This window comes from Pseudomonas sp. TE6288, from assembly GCF_054062095.1.
Genome location: NZ_JBSSEW010000005.1, coordinates 18,215 through 35,687, shown reverse-complemented (window position 1 = coordinate 35,687; position 17,473 = coordinate 18,215). Strand labels below are relative to the sequence as shown.

At 64.1% G+C, this 17,473-nt stretch carries 12 protein-coding genes; 9 read left to right on the top strand and 3 right to left on the bottom strand.

The features are described from left to right. Positions 1-8: 8 nt before the first annotated feature. Complete coding sequence (locus tag ACVWY1_RS06420; RefSeq protein ID WP_457377982.1) at positions 9-1,004, bottom strand: NAD-dependent epimerase/dehydratase family protein; 996 nt, start codon at positions 1,002-1,004, stop codon at positions 9-11. 49 nt (positions 1,005-1,053) lie between these two features. Beyond that, positions 1,054-1,944, bottom strand: a complete 891-nt coding sequence (locus ACVWY1_RS06415) for a LysR family transcriptional regulator ArgP (RefSeq protein ID WP_277503006.1) — start codon at positions 1,942-1,944, stop codon at positions 1,054-1,056. A gap of 124 nt (positions 1,945-2,068) precedes the next feature. Between ACVWY1_RS06415 and ACVWY1_RS06410 the strand changes: the two genes are divergently transcribed. The 9 genes from ACVWY1_RS06410 to ACVWY1_RS06370 all read left to right on the top strand — a co-directional run bounded on the left by ACVWY1_RS06410 (position 2,069) and on the right by ACVWY1_RS06370 (position 15,587). Further along, entirely contained in the window at positions 2,069-2,668 is a 600-nt protein-coding gene (locus tag ACVWY1_RS06410; RefSeq protein WP_038705505.1) for a LysE/ArgO family amino acid transporter, read from the top strand. 238 nt (positions 2,669-2,906) lie between these two features. Beyond that, a complete protein-coding gene (locus ACVWY1_RS06405) occupies positions 2,907-3,503 on the top strand; it encodes a superoxide dismutase (RefSeq protein ID WP_102682810.1) in 597 nt (198 codons plus the stop codon). Between the two features lie 320 nt (positions 3,504-3,823). After that, the gene (locus ACVWY1_RS06400) at positions 3,824-5,875 is read left to right on the top strand and encodes a putative bifunctional diguanylate cyclase/phosphodiesterase (protein ID WP_102682811.1); all 2,052 of its coding nucleotides are present in this window, start codon (positions 3,824-3,826) and stop codon (positions 5,873-5,875) included. Positions 5,876-6,034: 159 nt separating this feature from the next. Next, positions 6,035-7,369 carry an imelysin family protein gene (locus ACVWY1_RS06395; protein ID WP_277503004.1) on the top strand — a complete coding sequence of 445 codons (1,335 nt, stop codon included), beginning with the start codon at positions 6,035-6,037 and terminating at the stop codon, positions 7,367-7,369. Between the two features lie 198 nt (positions 7,370-7,567). Then, positions 7,568-8,989: a di-heme oxidoreductase family protein gene (locus ACVWY1_RS06390; protein ID WP_457377981.1), complete on the top strand. Its 1,422-nt coding sequence runs from the start codon at positions 7,568-7,570 to the stop codon at positions 8,987-8,989. Between the two features lie 18 nt (positions 8,990-9,007). Continuing rightward, positions 9,008-10,072: an imelysin family protein gene (locus tag ACVWY1_RS06385; protein ID WP_110697558.1), complete on the top strand. Its 1,065-nt coding sequence runs from the start codon at positions 9,008-9,010 to the stop codon at positions 10,070-10,072. A gap of 2 nt (positions 10,073-10,074) precedes the next feature. Beyond that, positions 10,075-11,172: a DUF1513 domain-containing protein gene (locus tag ACVWY1_RS06380; RefSeq protein WP_457377980.1), complete on the top strand. Its 1,098-nt coding sequence runs from the start codon at positions 10,075-10,077 to the stop codon at positions 11,170-11,172. 217 nt (positions 11,173-11,389) lie between these two features. Continuing rightward, the gene (locus ACVWY1_RS06375) at positions 11,390-12,532 is read left to right on the top strand and encodes an efflux RND transporter periplasmic adaptor subunit (protein ID WP_457377979.1); all 1,143 of its coding nucleotides are present in this window, start codon (positions 11,390-11,392) and stop codon (positions 12,530-12,532) included. Between the two features lie 13 nt (positions 12,533-12,545). Further along, complete coding sequence (locus tag ACVWY1_RS06370) at positions 12,546-15,587, top strand: multidrug efflux RND transporter permease subunit (protein ID WP_457377978.1); 3,042 nt, start codon at positions 12,546-12,548, stop codon at positions 15,585-15,587. A gap of 835 nt (positions 15,588-16,422) precedes the next feature. Here ACVWY1_RS06370 and hisC read toward each other — a convergent pair. Next, a complete protein-coding gene (gene hisC / locus ACVWY1_RS06365; RefSeq protein ID WP_457377977.1) occupies positions 16,423-17,472 on the bottom strand; it encodes a histidinol-phosphate transaminase in 1,050 nt (349 codons plus the stop codon). Position 17,473 lies beyond the last annotated feature (1 nt).

The window sequence follows — 17,473 nt, the reverse complement described above, 5'->3', positions numbered from 1 at the left end:
CCACAGGTTCAGCGTTGCCCGGGTTGTGCCTGCCACCAGTTGCAGAATTCATCCAGCGCCGACCACACATCGGTGCCGGGCCGGTAGTCCAGATACTGGCGCGCGCGGCTGATATCGAGGGTGAAATCCGTGCTCATCACCTGCACTGCGGTGCGGCTCAGGGTCGGCTGCGGGCGCCCGGGCCAGAGCAGGCAGGCGCCTTCGTTGAGCGCCGCCAGGCTGTAGGCCAGGCCGGGTGAGCGATAGCGGGTGACCTGGGGCAGCTGCATGCGGCGCATCACGTAGTTGACCACATCCCACAGCGGCAGCGGCTGGCCGTTGCTGATGTTGTAGGCCTGGCCCAAGGCCTGGTCCTCGACGAACAGTGCGCTGAGCAGTGCCTCGTTGAGGTTGTGCACACTGGTGAAATCGACCTTGTTCAGGCCATTGCCGATGATCGCCACACGCCCCTTGGCCTGCATGCGCATCAGCCGTGGGAAGATGCTCGCGTCGCCGGCCCCGGTGACGAAGCGCGGCCGCAACGCCAGCACCTCCAGGCCGAACTCCTGGGCGCCGAACACCTTCTGCTCGGCCAGGTGCTTGGTCAGCGCGTAGTGGTCGTGGAAGCGGCGTGGGACCTGGTCTTCGCGGATGTCCAGGCGCGAGCGGCCGGTGAAGTAGATCGACGGCGACGACAGGTGCACCAGGCGCCGTACATGCTCCTTGATACAGCCCTCGACCACGTTCTCGGTGAGCACCACATTGCCCTGGTGGAAGTCCTGGTAGCGTCCCCAGGTGCCCACCGCTCCCGCACAATGCACCACCGCGTCCATCCCCTGGCACAGGCGCCGGGCCAGTTCGGCATCACCCAGGTCGCCGGGGATGAACTGCGCCCCGCGTTTGACCAGATGCTCAACGCCCTCCGCCCGCCGACCGTTGACCCGCACCTCAAGGCCTTGCTCCAAGGCGAAGCGCGCAAAGCGCCCGCCGATGAAGCCGCTCGCGCCGGTGACCAGAATTCGCATGTAAGACTCCGCCTTGCCCTATTTCGGATGCAGCTGACGCTTGAAGTGCCTACAAGGGCACCAGCCAGGCCCGCGCCGAATGGCGCAGGTGCTCGGTCAACTGGGCGAGCAACTGCCCGCCGTTGCGCCAATGATGCCAGTACAACGGCACATCGATGGGTGTATCTGGACAGATTTCCACCAGTTCGCCACGCGCCAGTTGCTTGATCACCTGCCGTTCCGGCACCAGCCCCCAGCCAAGACCAGCCTCGGTCATGCGCATGAAACCTTCGGACGAGGGGCACAGGTGATGCAGGAAGCCCTCCTGCACACCCAACGACGCCAGGTAGCGATGCTGCAGGAAATCGTCCGGCCCGAACACGACCGCCGGGGCACGGGCCAGGCGCTCGACCGCGAACCCCTGGGGAAAGTAACGCGCCATGAACGCGGGACTGGCCAGCGCCCGATAGCGCATCGAGCCCAACGGCAGGCTGCGCGCCCCGGCCACCGGCCGTTCGCTGCCACATAGGCAGGCCGCCACTTCGCCGGCGCGCATGCGCTTGAGACCGACCTCCTGATCCTCGACCACCAGGTCGAGCAGCACCTGCTGCGCGGCGCAGAACGGGCCTACCGCCCCCGCCCACCAGGTCGCCAGGCTGTCGGCGTTAAGGGCGATACGCAGGCGCTCGGGCATGCCTTCCTCGTCCAGTGCCGGCACCTGGCGTTGCAGGTCGCGCTCGAGCAGGCGCACCTGCTGCACATGGTTGAGCAACTGGCGCCCGACTTCGGTCGGGCTCGGTGGCGTGGCGCGCACCAGCACTGGCTGGCCAACCCGTGCTTCAAGCAGCTTGATGCGTTGCGAGATGGCCGATTGCGACAACCCCAACACCTGGGCCGCGCGCTCGAAACCACCTTGCTCGATCACTGCGGCGAGGGCAGCGAGCAGTTTGTAATCGAACATCGATTTCTCTAATGACTGATCAGCTCTATTTGTTTTTCTTATAGCGCCACAGCCGCCACAATAGCCACATCTTTCTTGGCAACCCGCGCCGATCGTGCATCGGCGTCAGTGGAGTGTTCCCGCTATGTGGCAAAGCTATCTCAACGGCATGCTGGTGGCCTTCGGCCTGATCATGGCCATCGGCGCGCAGAACGCCTTCGTCCTGGCACAAAGTCTGCGCCGTGAACACCACCTGCCCGTAGCCGCATTGTGCATCGTCTGCGATGCGCTGCTGGTCGCCGCCGGGGTATTCGGCCTGGCCACGGTGCTGGCGCACAACCCAACACTACTGGCCGTGGCCCGCTGGGGCGGTGCGCTGTTCCTGATCTGGTACGGCGCCAAGGCCCTGCGCAGCGCTTGCTCTAAACAGAGCCTGCAGCATCAGGAAGGCCAGGGCATGCGTTCGCGCCGCGCAGTGTTGCTCAGCGCCCTGGCGGTGACCCTGCTCAACCCGCACGTCTACCTCGATACCGTGTTGCTGATCGGCTCCCTCGGCGCCCAGCAGACCGTGCCCGGCGCCTACGTGGCCGGCGCCGCCAGTGCCTCGCTGGTATGGTTCTCGACCCTGGCGATCGGCGCCGCCTGGCTGGCGCCATGGCTGGCGCGCCCGGCGACCTGGCGCATGCTGGACCTGATGGTGGCGGTAATGATGTTCGCGGTGGCGGCGCAGTTGATCTTCAACTGACGCCGCGAAAAAACCGGGTATCCCACGCTGAGCCGCGACAGTCATGCAGCCCACCTGTCGGCCCCAGCCAACCGCTCTGGAACCTCTATTCCCTATAGATGTTGCGTGGTTAAGCGCCGAGGCCGGTGCTATGATCCAGCCCTTGCGTCGCAAAGAGTACAAACTCGCCGACGCTCACCGGGCCGCCCGTGATCGGCCTTGCGCATACCGCAAACAGACCTGAATCAGGAGATCCACCATGGCTTTTGAATTGCCGCCGCTGCCGTACGCCCACGATGCCCTGCAGCCGCACATCTCCAAGGAAACCCTGGAGTTTCACCACGACAAGCACCACAACACCTATGTCGTGAACCTGAACAACCTGGTCCCAGGCACCGAATTCGAAGGCAAGACCCTGGAAGAGATCGTCAAGAGCTCTTCGGGCGGCATCTTCAACAACGCAGCCCAAGTCTGGAACCACACCTTCTACTGGAACTGCCTGTCGCCAAACGGCGGTGGCCAACCGACCGGTGCCCTGGCTGACGCCATCACCGCTGCCTTCGGTTCCTTCGACAAGTTCAAGGAAGAGTTCACCAAGACTTCGGTCGGCACCTTTGGTTCCGGCTGGGGCTGGCTGGTGAAGAAGGCTGACGGTTCCCTGGCCCTGGCCAGCACCATCGGCGCCGGCTGCCCGCTGACCAGCGGCGACACCCCGCTGCTGACCTGCGACGTCTGGGAACACGCCTACTACATCGACTACCGCAACCTGCGTCCGAAGTACGTCGAGGCGTTCTGGAACCTGGTCAACTGGAAGTTCGTTGCCGAGCAGTTCGAAGGTAAGACCTTCAAGGCCTGATTGCTCGCCTTGAATTCAAAAGACCCGGCCCGGCGCCGGGTTTTTTATTGCCTGGGGAAATGTGTTCGCCTCCTGCAAGGGCAGACCTGACAGAATTGCTTGCAACCCATCTTCGCGCTCTTGCTCAGCCCGCATAGCGCGCTAACATCAACCTTCTGGAAAGTTGACGCAGCGCACTCAAGTCGCATGACCGCTCGACCGATACAGAGTCAAGGGCAATGCCGTCGACGGACAGGTTGCCTGACGGGGTATGGGGTCGATAGTCTCTCGCCATGGTTGATGGCAAAATAATGGCATGCGCATGGATTAAGGAAACCCCATTGAAGCTGGAATTCCGAAACAGCTTATCGGTCAAGTTGCTGAGGGTCGTACTGCTCTCGGCATTGGCTGTCGGCGTCGTACTCAGCTGTGCGCAGATCGTCTATGACGCCTACAAAACCCGCCAGTCCGTGAACAACGACGCCCAGCGCATCCTCGACATGTTCCGCGACCCCTCGACGCAGGCGGTGTACAGCCTCGACCGGGAAATGGGCATGCAGGTGATGGAAGGCCTGTTCCAGGACGGCTCGGTACGCATGGCCTCCATCGGCCACCCCAACGAAACCATGCTCGCGGAAAAATCCCGGCCACTGCAGGACATGTCCATGCGCTGGCTGACCGACCTGATCCTCGGCCAGGAGCGCACCTACACCACGCAACTGGTCGGCCGCGGTCCCTACAGTGAATACTACGGCGACCTGAGCATCACCCTCGACACCTGCGCCTATGGCGAGGGTTTCCTGGTCAACGCGGTGATCATCTTCATCTCCGGCGTGCTGCGCGCCCTGGCCATGGGCCTGGTGCTGTACCTGGTGTACCACTGGCTGTTGACCAAGCCGCTGTCGAAGATCATTGAGCACCTGACGCAAATCAACCCCGACCGCCCCAGCCAGCACCAGATCCCCCTGCTCAAGGGGCACGAGCGCAACGAGCTGGGCATCTGGGTCAACACCGCCAACCAGTTGCTGGCCTCCATCGAACGCAACACCCACCTGCGCCACGAGGCCGAGAACAGCCTGCAGCGCATGGCCCAGTACGACTTCCTCACCGGCCTGCCCAATCGCCAGCAACTGCAACAGCAACTGGACAAGATCCTCGTCGACGGTGGCCGCCTGCAGCGCCGCGTCGCCGTGCTGTGCGTGGGTCTGGACGACTTCAAAGGCATCAACGAGCAGTTCAGCTACCAGGTCGGCGACCAGCTGCTGCTGGCCCTGGCCGACCGCCTGCGCGCGCACAGCGGCCGCCTCGGCGCCCTGGCGCGATTGGGCGGCGACCAGTTCGCCCTGGTCCAGGCCAATATAGAGCAGCCCTACGAAGCCGCCGAGTTGGCCCAGAGCATCCTCGACGACCTCGAGGCACCCTTCGACCTCGACCACCAGCAAATCCGCCTGCGCGCCACCATCGGCATCACCCTGTTCCCCGAGGACGGCGACAGCACCGAGAAGCTGTTGCAAAAGGCCGAGCAGACCATGACCCTGGCCAAGGCCCGCTCGCGCAACCGCTACCAGTTCTACATCGCCAGCGTCGACAGCGAGATGCGCCGCCGCCGCGAGCTGGAAAAGGACCTGCGCGAAGCCCTGCCGCGCAACCAGCTGTACCTGGTGTACCAACCGCAGATCAGCTATCGCGACCACCGCGTGGTCGGCGTCGAAGCGTTGCTACGCTGGCAGCACCCGGAGCTGGGCATGGTCCCGCCCGACCAGTTCATCCCCCTGGCCGAGCAGAACGGCAGCATCATCAGCATCGGCGAGTGGGTGCTCGACCAGGCCTGCCGGCAGTTGCGCGAATGGCACGACCAGGGCTTCAGCGAACTGCGCATGGCGGTGAACCTGTCCACTGTGCAGTTGCACCACAACGAGCTGCCGCGGGTGGTCAACAACCTGCTGCAGGCCTACCGCCTGCCACCGCGCAGCCTGGAGCTGGAAGTCACCGAGACCGGTCTGATGGAAGACATCAGCACCGCCGCCCAACACTTGCTGAGCCTGCGCCGCTCCGGGGCCTTGATCGCCATCGACGACTTCGGCACCGGTTACTCCTCGCTCAGCTACCTGAAGTCGCTGCCGCTGGACAAGATCAAGATCGACAAGAGCTTCGTCCAGGACCTGCTCGACGACGATGACGACGCCACCATCGTTCGCGCCATCATCCAGCTGGGCAAGAGCCTGGGCATGCAGGTGATCGCCGAAGGCGTGGAAACCGCCGAACAGGAGACCTACATCATCGCCCAGGGCTGCCATGAGGGTCAGGGCTACCACTACAGCAAACCGCTTTCCGCGCGTGAACTGACCAACTTCCTCAAGCAGGCGCAACGCAACCAGGTTTCCGCGTTGTAACCACCGCCAACCTGGGTGAAGCCGCGCAAACGGGCGTTTGCATGAAATGCGCGCCCGCCCCTTTACAGCAAATGCAAATCTTTCGCATGATGTTGCGGTTTCGCGTGCCACGGCGCACGGTCCACCCATGGTCCAACCACACGACGCAGGAAACCAATAATGATTCGAATGCCTCTGGCCTCCGCCAGTCTGCTGGCCATCGCCATCGCCCTCGCCGGTTGCGGCGAAGGCAAGGACGACAAGGCCGCCGCACCGCAAGCCCAGGCACCTGCCGCTGCCACCACCACCGCGGCACCAGGGGCTGTCGATGAAGCCGCCGCCAAGGCCGTGGTCAAGCACTACGCCGAGATGGTCCATGCCGTGTACAGCGACTCGCTGAGCACCGCCAAGCAGTTGCAGACCGCCGTCGACGCCTTCCTCGCCAAGCCTGACGACCAGACCCTCAAAGCCGCCCGGGACGCCTGGGTCGCCTCGCGCGTACCGTACCTGCAGAGCGAAGTATTCCGCTTCGGCAACACCATCATCGATGACTGGGAAGGCCAGGTGAACGCCTGGCCCCTGGATGAAGGCCTGATCGACTACACCGACAAGAGCTATGAGCACGCCCTGGGCAACCCGGCGGCCAACGCCAACATCATCGCCAACACCGAGATCCAGGTGGGCGAAGACAAGATCGACGTCAAGGACATCACCCCCGAGAAGCTGGCCAGCCTGAACGAGCTGGGCGGCTCCGAAGCCAACGTTGCCACCGGCTACCACGCCATCGAATTCCTGCTCTGGGGCCAGGACCTCAACGGCACCGGCCCAGGCGCGGGCAACCGCCCGGCCTCCGACTACCTCGAAGGCAAAGGTGCCACCGGCGGGCACAACGACCGTCGTCGTGCCTACCTGAAGGCGGCCACCGACCTGCTGGTCAAGGACCTCGAGGAAATGGTCGGCAACTGGGCGCCGAACGTCGCCGACAACTACCGCGCCAGCCTGGAAAAAGAGCCGGCCAACGATGGCCTGCGCAAGATGCTGTTCGGCATGGGCAGCCTGTCGCTGGGCGAACTGGCGGGCGAGCGCATGAAGGTCTCGCTGGAGGCCAACTCGCCGGAAGACGAACACGACTGCTTCAGCGACAACACCCACTACTCGCACTTCTACGACGCCAAGGGCATCCGCAACGTCTACTTGGGCGAATATACCCGTGTCGACGGCAGCAAGCTGAGCGGCCCGAGCCTGTCGTCGCTGGTGGCCAAGGCCGATCCCGCCACCGACGCCACCCTCAAAGCCGACCTGGAAGCCACCGAAGCCAAGATCCAGGTGATCGTCGACCACGCGCTCAAGGGCGAGCACTACGACCAACTGATCGCCGCCGACAATGCCGCCGGCAACCAGATCGTGCGTGATGCCATCGCCTCCCTGGTCAAGCAGACCGGCGCGATCGAGCAGGCCGCGGGCAAGCTGGGCATCGACAACCTGAACCCGGACACAGCCGATCACGAATTCTGATCAGCGTCGCGGTTCAGCAGAGGCGGCCTTCGGGCCGCCTTTTTCATTTCCGTGACATGCCTTCGGGAGCGCAATGGGTGGGCGCGGACATTTCCAGGTAAAGCCAATTTCATCTGGCAATTGCAAATTGCTCTTATTCAATCACCCCCGGCCTGATAAGCTTGCACGCCGGTTTTTCGCCCATGCCCAGGATCCTCGATGTCCGTGCTCCGCCTAAGCCCCCTGCTGCTGGCCTTCGCCCTCGCCGCCTGTGACGACGCCCCGCGTTTCACCCAGGCCGAGCCCGGCGAGGCGCTCTCGGGCGGCAAGGCGACGGTGCAGCGCAGCGATCGCAACGCCTACTCGCTGCCCTCGGCCAATCTCACGCCCGAACGACGCCTGGACTTCGCCGTGGGCAACAGCTTCTTCCGCAACCCCTGGGTGATCGCCCCTTCCACCACCACTGCCCGCGATGGCCTCGGCCCGTTGTTCAACACCAACGCCTGCCAGAACTGCCACGTGCGCGATGGTCGCGGCCATCCGCCGGAGCCAGACGACAGCAACGCGGTATCGATGCTGGTGCGCCTGTCGATCCCTGACCAGCCGTACTACGCCCAGGTGATCGAGCGCCTGGGCGTGGTCCCAGAGCCCGTCTACGGTACCCAGTTGCAGGACATGGCCATCCCCGGCGTGGCCCCGGAAGGCAAGGTCCGCGTAACCTACGACAACCACAGCGTCGCCTTCGCGGACGGCCACCAGGTCGAGCTGCGCCGCCCGACCCTGCGGATCAGCCAGCTCGGCTACGGCCCGCTGCACCCGGACACCCGCTTCTCCGCCCGGGTCGCCCCGCCGATGATCGGCCTGGGCCTGCTCGAGGCCATCCCCGAAGCCGACCTGCTGGCTAATGAGGACCCGGACGACCACAACCGCGACGGCATCCGTGGCCGCGCCAACCGAGTGTGGGACGATGCCCAGGGCAAGACCATGATCGGCCGCTTCGGTTGGAAGGCAGGGCAGCCCAACATCAACCAGCAGAACGTGCACGCCTTCGCCGGCGACATGGGCCTGACCACCACCCTGTTGCCCAAGGACGACTGCACCGCAGCGCAGGTCGATTGCCTGACTGCGCCCAATGGCGATGGCCAGGGCGGCGAAAAGGAGGTCAGTGACAATATCCTGCGCCTGGTCACCTTCTACACCCGCAACCTTGCCGTGCCGGCCCGGCGCAACGTCGATGCGCCGCAGGTACTGGCCGGCAAGAACCTGTTCTACCAGGCCGGTTGCCAGGGCTGCCACACCCCGCAGTTCACCACCGCAACCAATGTGGCCGAGCCGGAACTGGCCAACCAGGTGATCCGCCCCTACAGCGACCTGCTGCTGCACGACATGGGCCCGGGCCTGAGTGACGAGCGCACCGAATTTGCCGCCAACGGCCAGGACTGGCGCACCCCACCGCTGTGGGGCATCGGCCTGAGCGAAACCGTGAGCGGCCACAGCCAGTTCCTGCATGACGGCCGCGCCCGCAACCTGCTCGAGGCCGTGCTCTGGCACGGCGGCGAAGCCCAGGCGGCGCGCGATCATGTACTGACCTTCAATGCCGAGCAGCGCGCCGCGCTGCTGGCCTTCCTGAATTCACTTTAAACGCACAAGGAGCCGGGCATGTTCCGACCCAAACTGTTGTTCACCAGCCTCGCCGCACTCGCCTTGGGCGCCTGCTCGCCACAAGACCCACAGGCAGTGACCTCCGCGGCCATCGCCAAGCAGGTGATCCTGCCGACCTACAGCCGCTGGGTCGAGGCCGACCGGCAACTGGCCGCCAGCGCCCTGGCCTACTGCGAGGGCAAGCAGGACCTCGAGACCGCCCGCGCCGACTTCCTCACCGCGCAAAAAGCCTGGGCCGAGTTGCAACCGTTGCTGGTCGGCCCGCTGGCCGAAGGCAACCGTGCCTGGCAGGTGCAGTTCTGGCCAGACAAGAAGAACCTGGTCGGCCGCCAGGTCGAGCAACTGGTCAACGGCGAGCAGGCGGTCACCGTCGAATCGCTGGGCAAGGCCAGCGTCGTGGTCCGTGGCCTGTCCGCCTACGAATACATCCTGTTCGACAGCAAGCCGGACATCGCCAGTGCCGAACAGAAGGCCCGCTACTGCCCGCTGCTGGTCGCCATCGGCGAACACCAGAAGGCCTTGGCCGAAGAGATCCTCAAAGGCTGGAACAGCACCGACGGCATGCTGTCGCAGATGACCAAGTTCCCCAACCAGCGCTACGCCGACTCCCACGAGGCGATCGCCGACGTGCTGCGTGCCCAGGTCACCGCCCTGGACAGCCTGAAGAAGAAACTTGGCGCGCCGATGGGCCGGCAGAGCAAGGGCATTGCCCAACCGTTGCAGGCCGAGGCCTGGCGCAGCCACTCCTCGATCAAGAGCCTGGAAGCCTCGCTCAAGGCCGCCCAGACCGTCTGGGTCGGGGTCGACAATCAAGGCCTGCGCGGCCTGTTGGGCAAGGACCAGACGGCACTGGCACAGAAGATCGACGATGCCTATGCTGCTGCGCTCAAGCTGCTGGCCGACAACCAGAAGACCCTCGGCGAACTGCTGGCCGACGACGCTGGCAAGCAGACCCTCAACCAGATCTACGATGCCCTCAACGTCGTCCACCGCCTGCACGAAGGCGAGCTGGCCAAGGCGCTGAACATCCAGCTGGGCTTCAACGCCAACGACGGTGACTGATCATGCTGCGACGCCAGGCCCTGAAACTCGGTAGCGTTCTGCTCAGCGCCCTCACCCTGGGTGGCTGGAGCCTGTTCCGCGGCAAAGGCAGCGAACCCTTGCTGCTGTCGGCCCGTGACGATGGCGACGGCAAGCACTACGCCGTCGGCTTTCGCCTGGACGGCACCCAGGTGTTCAGCACCGAGGTGACCCAGCGTTGCCATGCGATCATCAACCACCCGACGCTGCCGATCGCCTTGTTCGTCGCCCGCCGGCCCGGCACCGAGAGCTATCTGGTCGACCTGCGTGACGGGCGCCTGCTGCAGACCCTCGCCTCACAGCCCAACCGGCACTTCTACGGCCACGCAGTGATCCACAAGGGTGGCGAGTGGCTGTATGCGACCGAGAACGACACCAGCGACCCGGGCCGTGGCGTATTGGGCGTCTACCGCTTCGAGGGCGAGCGCCTGGTGCACAGTGGCGAACTCTCCACCCATGGCATCGGCCCCCATGAAGTGGCCTGGCTGCCCGATGGCGAGACCCTGGTGGTGGCCAACGGCGGCATCCGCACCGAGGCCGAAAGCCGGGTAGAGATGAACCTCGACGCCATGGAGCCGAGCCTGGTGCTGATGCAGCGTGACGGCACGCTGCTAAGCAAGGAGACCCTGGCCCAACAGATGAACAGCGTGCGTCACCTGGCAGTTGGCGACGATGGCACCATCGCCGCCTGCCAGCAGTTCATGGGGGGCTCGGAAGAAACCGCCGAACTGCTGGCGATCAAGCGCCCAGGCGAGCCGTTCAAGGCCTTCCCGGTGCCGGAGCGCCAGCTGCAATCGATGGCCCAGTACACCGCCAGTGTCGCCATCCACAGCGACCTGCGCCTGGTGGCGCTGACCGCGCCGCGGGCCAACCGCCTGTTCATCTGGGACCTGGACAGCGGCGCAGTGAAGCTCGACGCGCCGATGCCCGATTGCGCCGGGGTGGGGGCGGTGAAGGACGGCTTCATCGTCACCTCCGGGCAGGGCCGCTGCCGCTTCTATGACTGCCGCAAGGCGCAGTTGATCGGGCAACCGATGGACCTGCCGTCCGGGTTCTGGGACAACCACCTGCATCTGGTCTGATCGTTCTATTGCCTGCACCGGCCCCATCGCCGGCAAGCCGGCTCCCACACCAGCAACACCCTCCTGTGGGAGCCGGCTTGCCGGCGATGAGGCCACAACAGGCAATCTATCTCCTCCCCTTTTCCAGAAAACCGACAATACTTGCCCCATCGCCCGTGGAGCGGATCGCCCGTGGTCGTGCCCGATAAATAAAAACCTACCTCCAGGGAACCGGACCATGTTGCGCCGCCGCATGCTGATCATGTTGGCCGTCGTCCTGCTGATCGTGTTGATCCTGGGGGGCATCAAGGCCTTTTCCATCTACCAGCAAGTGCAGATGTTCTCGCAGCCCAGGCCCCCGGTCAGCGTGGCCGCGGCCCAGGCCGAGCTGCGCCAGTGGCAGGAGCGCCTGCCGGCAGTCGGCAGCCTCAAGGCCTACCAGGGCGTGGAATTGAGCCTGGAAGTGGCCGGCACGGTGAAGTCGCTGCATTTCGAGTCGGGGCAACAGGTCAAGGCGGGCCAGTTGCTGCTGCAACTGGACAGCGACCAGGAAACCGCCCTGCTCGGCACCGCCCAGGCCGACCTGGGGCTGGCCAAGGTCGACTTCGGCCGGGGCAGCCAATTGGTCGGCGATTCGGCGATCTCCCGCGGCGAGTACGACCGCCTGACCAGCCAGTACCGGCGCAACCAGGCCGTGGTCGACCAGCTGAAGGCATCGCTGGCAAAAAAGAGCATCAGCGCCCCGTTCAGCGGCACCATCGGCATCCGCCAGGTGGACGTCGGTGCCTACCTGCCCAGCGGCACGGTCATCGCCACCTTGCAGGACCTGTCCAGCCTCTATGTCGACTTCAACGTGCCTGAGCAAGCGCTGCCTCGTCTGAGCCTGGGCCAACGGGTGCTGGCCCAGGTGGCGGCCTATCCGCAGCAGACCTTCCCCGCCAGCCTCAGCGCGATCAACCCCAAGGTCGAGGCAAGCACGCGCAACCTGCTGGTCCGCGCCACCCTGGCCAACCCCGAAGGCAAGCTGCTGCCGGGCATGTTCGCCAGCCTGCAACTGCTGCTGCCCGACCCGCAACCGCAGGTCGTGGTGCCGGAAAACGCCATCACCTATACCCTCTATGGCAACTCGGTGTATCGCGTCAGCCCGAAAAAGGGCGAGGACGGCCAGCCGTTGCGCGATGCCAACGATCAGCCGCAACTGGTCGCCGAACAACTCACCGTACAGACCGGCGAACGCCGCGAGGGTTGGGTCGTGGTGCTCAAGGGCCTGCAGGCCGGCGACCAGGTCGTCACCGCCGGCCAGCTCAAGCTGAGCCCAGGCGCGGCGATCCGAATCAGCACCGATACGCCCCTGAAACCCACCGCGCCCGGCGCGCAGTGAACGGGAGGCGGCCATGGCGTTCACCGACCCGTTCATCCGCCGCCCGGTGCTGGCCTGCGTGGTCAGCCTGCTGATCCTGCTGCTGGGCCTGCAGGCCTGGAGCAAGCTGCAGATCCGCCAGTACCCACAGATGGAAAACGCCCTGATCACGGTGACCACCGCCTACCCAGGGGCCAACGCCGAGACCATCCAGGGCTACATCACCCAGCCGCTGCAGCAGAGCCTGGCCAGCGCCGACGGCATCGACTACATGACCTCGGTGAGCCGGCAGAACTTCTCGATCATTTCGGTCTACGCGCGGATCGGCGCCGACACCGACCGCCTGTTCACCCAGTTGCTGGCCAAGGCCAACGAGGTGCGCAACAAGCTGCCCCAGGACTCCGAGGATCCGGTACTGAGCAAGGAGGCCGCCGACGCCTCGGCACTGATGTACATCAGCTTCTACAGCAAGGAAATGAGCAACCCACAGATCACCGACTACCTGTCACGGGTCATCCAGCCCAAGCTGGCCACGTTGCCGGGCATGGCCGAGGCCGAGATCCTCGGCAACCAGGTGTTCGCCATGCGCATCTGGATCGACCCGGTGAAGCTGGCCGGCTTCGGCCTGTCGGCGGTAGACGTGACCAACGCCGTGCGCCGCTACAACTTCCTCTCTGCGGCCGGCGAAGTGAAGGGCGAGTACGTGGTCACCAGCATCAACGCCACCACCGAGCTCAAGTCGGCCGAAGCCTTCGCCGCACTGCCGGTGAAGACCAGCGGCGACAGCCGGGTGCTGCTGGGCGACGTGGCCCGGGTGGAAATGGGTGCGGAGAACTACGACACGGTCAGCTCGTTCGACGGCACGCCATCGGTGTACATCGGCATCAAGGCCACGCCGGCAGCCAACCCGCTGGAGGTGATCAAGGAGGTGCGGCGGATCATGCCGCAGCTCGAGGAAGCACTGCCCTCCGGCCTCAAAGTGTCTATCGCCTACGACGCCACCCTGTTCATACAGGCCTCTATCGACGAGGTGATCAAGACCCTCGGCGAAGCGGTACTGATCGTCATCGTCGTGGTGTTCCTGTTCCTCGGCGCCCTGCGTTCGGTGGTGATCCCGGTGGTGACCATTCCGCTGTCGATGATCGGCGTACTGTTTTTCATGCAGATGATGGGCTACTCGCTGAACCTGCTGACCCTGCTGGCGATGGTACTGGCCATCGGCCTGGTGGTGGATGACGCCATCGTCGTGGTGGAAAACATCCACCGTCATATCGAGGAAGGCAAGACGCCTTTCGAAGCGGCCCTGGAGGGTGCCCGCGAGATCGCCCTGCCGGTCGTGTCGATGACTATCACATTGGCAGCTGTGTACGCTCCCATCGGCTTTCTTACCGGGCTGACCGGCGCCCTGTTCAAGGAGTTCGCCCTGACCCTGGCCGGTGCCGTGGTCATCTCCGGCATCGTCGCGCTCACCCTCTCCCCGATGATGTGCGCCTTGCTGCTGCGCCACGAACAAAACCCCAGTGGCCTGGCCCACCGCCTGGACCTGATCTTCGACGCGCTCAAGGTGCGCTACCAGCGCCTGCTGCACGGCACGCTGAACAGCCGCCCGGTGGTGCTGGTGTTCGCCGTGCTCATCCTGTGCCTGATCCCGGTGCTGCTGATGTTCACCCGCAACGAGCTGGCCCCGGAGGAGGACCAGGGGGTGATCTTCATGATGAGCAGTTCGCCGCAGACCGCGAACCTGGACTACCTCAACGCCTATACCGACCAGTTCACGCCGATCTTCAAAGGTTTCCCCGAGTACTACTCGTCATTCCAGATCAATGGTTTCAACGGTGTGCAGAGCGGTATCGGCGGCTTCCTGCTCAAGCCCTGGAACGAACGCGAGCGCACGCAGATGCAGCTGTTGCCGTTGGTACAGGCCGAACTCGAACAGATCGGCGGCCTGCAGATCTTCGGTTTCAACCTGCCGTCGCTGCCCGGCACCGGCGAAGGCCTGCCGTTCCAGTTGGTGATCAACACCGCCGGTGACTACCCGGCGCTGCTAGAGGTGGCGCAACGGGTCAAGGAGCGCGCCCAGGCCTCGGGCAAGTTCGCCTTCCTCGACATCGACCTGGCCTTCGACAAACCCGAGGTAGTGATCGACATCGACCGCGCCAAGGCGGCGCAGATGGGGGTGTCGATGGACACTCTGGGCAGCACCCTGGCGACCTTGCTGGGCGAGGCCGAGATCAACCGCTTCACGCTGGAGGGCCGCAGCTACAAGGTCATCGCCCAGGTCGAACGGCCCTACCGCGCCAACCCCGGCTGGCTGAACAGCTATTACGTGAAGAACGAGCAAGGCCAGCTGTTGCCATTATCGACCTTGATCACCCTGAGCGACCGCGCCCGACCGCGACAGCTCAACCAGTTCCAGCAGCTGAACTCGGCGATCATCCAGGGCGTTCCGCTGGTGAGCATGGGTGAAGCACTGGATACCGTGCGCGCCATCGCCCGCGAGGAGGCGCCGGAAGGTTTTTCACTGGACTATGCCGGGACAGCGCGGCAGTTCGTCCAGGAGGGCAGCGCGTTGTGGGTGACCTTCGGCCTGGCGCTGGCGATCATCTTCCTGGTGCTGGCGGCGCAGTTCGAGAGCTTCCGCGATCCGCTGGTGATTCTGGTGACCGTGCCGTTGTCCATCTGCGGGGCGCTCTTGCCGCTGTTCCTTGGGGTCTCGAGCATGAACATCTATACCCAGGTAGGGTTGGTGACACTGATCGGGTTGATTACCAAGCATGGGATTCTCATTGTCGAGTTTGCCAACCAGCTACGGGACGAGCGGGGGCTTGGGGTACGCGAGGCGATCGAAGAAGCCGCCGCGATTCGCTTGCGGCCGGTGCTGATGACCACGGCGGCCATGGTGTTCGGCATGGTGCCCTTGATTTTGGCAACCGGGGCCGGGGCGGTCAGCCGGTTTGATATCGGGATGGTGATTGCTACCGGGATGTCGGTGGGGACTTTGTTTACGTTGTTTGTTTTGCCGTGCATTTATAGTGTTTTGGCGCATAAAGGGGGGCGGGGTGCTGCTGGGGCTTGAGGGTGATTGTTTTTTGTTTTTTATGCGTATTCGTAGACGATATCGACATTTAGTCACCTTTCCGCCCTTACGGCGGCCGACTTTTGTCTTGGCAAAAGTCGGCAAAACCGTTCGGCTCCGTTCATACGGCCCCTACGCTTCGCTCCGGGGTTCCCTCGCTCCGTTCTTGCTCCCGTGGGTACCGCGCTGTACGCCCCATCCTGGGGCGCAGCGCTCGACGGCCATCCATGCCCGTCGCCCCACTACGCAAGAACTCCGCTCGGCCTCCTGAAGTCGCAATTGGCAGCGCCTGAACTGTCGCGCGCTTAGAAGCAAGAGCAAGAGCAAGAGCAAGAACAGGAAGTGCGAAGCTTACTGTTTCAAAGTAAGTTATATATTGGCTGTTCCGGCCTATCGCGGGGCAAGCCCGCGAAACAATCGAGAGATTAATTGCGCTCCAACTAGCGACAGCTGCGCCAGTCCAGGCGCCGCCCGTAACTTCGCGACTTCAGGAGGCCGAACGGAGGTCTTGCGGAGGGAGGTGACGGGCATGGATGCCCGTCAAGCGCTGCGCCCCAGGATGGGGCGTTCAGCGCGGTCCTCCCGGGAGCAAGACCGGAGTGAGGGAACCCGGAGCGAAGCGGAGGGCCGGATGAATGGAGCGCCACGGCTTTGCTTACTTTGGCCGCGGACGGCGAGTTACGACCAAAGTAAGCCGCCGTAAGGGCGGAAAGGTGAATAAGCGTCGACATCACAAATGAATGCGCATACAACTTCCAAAACCACCAAACAACAAGGGGCGAATCAGAAGTCAGAACAACCACCCCCAATCCGCCCCCCTGTCAAACCCCTGAAATCAATTCAAAGCATCAAGCAAAGCCTGGTTCATCTCCGGCGTCCCAATCGTAATCCGCAGGAACTGCGCAATCCGCTCCTGCTTGAAGTGCCGAACAATCACCCCCTGCTCACGAAGCCGCGCCGCGATCCCGGCAGCATCCTGCCCGGGATGCCGGGCAAAGATAAAGTTCGCCGCCGAAGGCAGCACTTCGAACCCACGCGCCACCAACTCAGAAACCAGCAAGTCCCGGCTATCGATAACCTTGCGGCAGGTCTCATCGAAATACTCACGGTCGTCGAACGCCGCCGCCGCCCCGACAATAGCCATGCGATCCAACGGATAGGAGTTGAAGCTGTTCTTGATCCGCTCCAAGGCCTCGATCAGGTCAGGATGCCCCACCGCCAGGCCAACCCTGAGCCCCGCCAGCGAACGCGACTTGGACAAGGTCTGGGTCACCAGCAGGTTGTCATAGCGATCAACCAGGCTGATGGCCGTTTCGCCACCGAAATCGATGTAGGCCTCATCGACCACCACCACCGAATCACAGTTGGCCTGCAGCAGTTGCTCGACCGCCTCAAGCGGCAACAGGCAGCCGGTCGGCGCATTGGGGTTGGGGAAGATGACCCCGGCATTAGGCTTGATGTAGTCCGAAACACGGATCTGGAACTGCTCATCCAGCGCCACCTGCTCGAACGCGATACCGTACAAGCCGCAATAGACCGGGTAGAAGCTGTAGCTGACGTCCGGGAACAGCAGCGGCCCACGGTCGTGCTGGAACAGGCCATGGAAGATGTGCGCCAGCACCTCGTCCGAACCGTTGCCGACGAACACCTGGGCCGGCGTCACGCCGTAGTACTCGGCCACCGCCTGCTTGAGCCGGTCACCGTTCGGGTCCGGATACAGCCGCAGGTTGTCGTTGAGCTCGCCGCGCATGGCCTCCAGCGCCTTGGGCGACGGGCCATAGGGGTTCTCATTGGTGTTCAGCTTGACCAGACGCGCCAGCTTGGGCTGCTCGCCCGGCACGTAAGGCACCAGGTCCTTGACGAAGGGACTCCAGAAACGACTCATG

Excerpts from the sequence above, each read along its gene's own strand:
- ACVWY1_RS06405 (WP_102682810.1), top strand. The coding sequence starts at position 2,907 with ATGGCTTTTGAATTGCCGCCGCTGCCGTACGCCCACGATGCCCTGCAG.
- ACVWY1_RS06395 (WP_277503004.1), top strand. The coding sequence starts at position 6,035 with ATGATTCGAATGCCTCTGGCCTCCGCCAGTCTGCTGGCCATCGCCATC.
- ACVWY1_RS06415 (WP_277503006.1), bottom strand. The coding sequence starts at position 1,944 with ATGTTCGATTACAAACTGCTCGCTGCCCTCGCCGCAGTGATCGAGCAA.
- ACVWY1_RS06375 (WP_457377979.1), top strand. The coding sequence starts at position 11,390 with ATGTTGCGCCGCCGCATGCTGATCATGTTGGCCGTCGTCCTGCTGATC.
- ACVWY1_RS06385 (WP_110697558.1), top strand. The coding sequence starts at position 9,008 with ATGTTCCGACCCAAACTGTTGTTCACCAGCCTCGCCGCACTCGCCTTG.
- ACVWY1_RS06370 (WP_457377978.1), top strand. The coding sequence starts at position 12,546 with ATGGCGTTCACCGACCCGTTCATCCGCCGCCCGGTGCTGGCCTGCGTG.
- ACVWY1_RS06380 (WP_457377980.1), top strand. The coding sequence starts at position 10,075 with ATGCTGCGACGCCAGGCCCTGAAACTCGGTAGCGTTCTGCTCAGCGCC.
- ACVWY1_RS06410 (WP_038705505.1), top strand. The coding sequence starts at position 2,069 with ATGTGGCAAAGCTATCTCAACGGCATGCTGGTGGCCTTCGGCCTGATC.
- ACVWY1_RS06420 (WP_457377982.1), bottom strand. The coding sequence starts at position 1,004 with ATGCGAATTCTGGTCACCGGCGCGAGCGGCTTCATCGGCGGGCGCTTT.
- hisC (WP_457377977.1), bottom strand. The coding sequence starts at position 17,472 with ATGAGTCGTTTCTGGAGTCCCTTCGTCAAGGACCTGGTGCCTTACGTG.
- ACVWY1_RS06390 (WP_457377981.1), top strand. The coding sequence starts at position 7,568 with ATGTCCGTGCTCCGCCTAAGCCCCCTGCTGCTGGCCTTCGCCCTCGCC.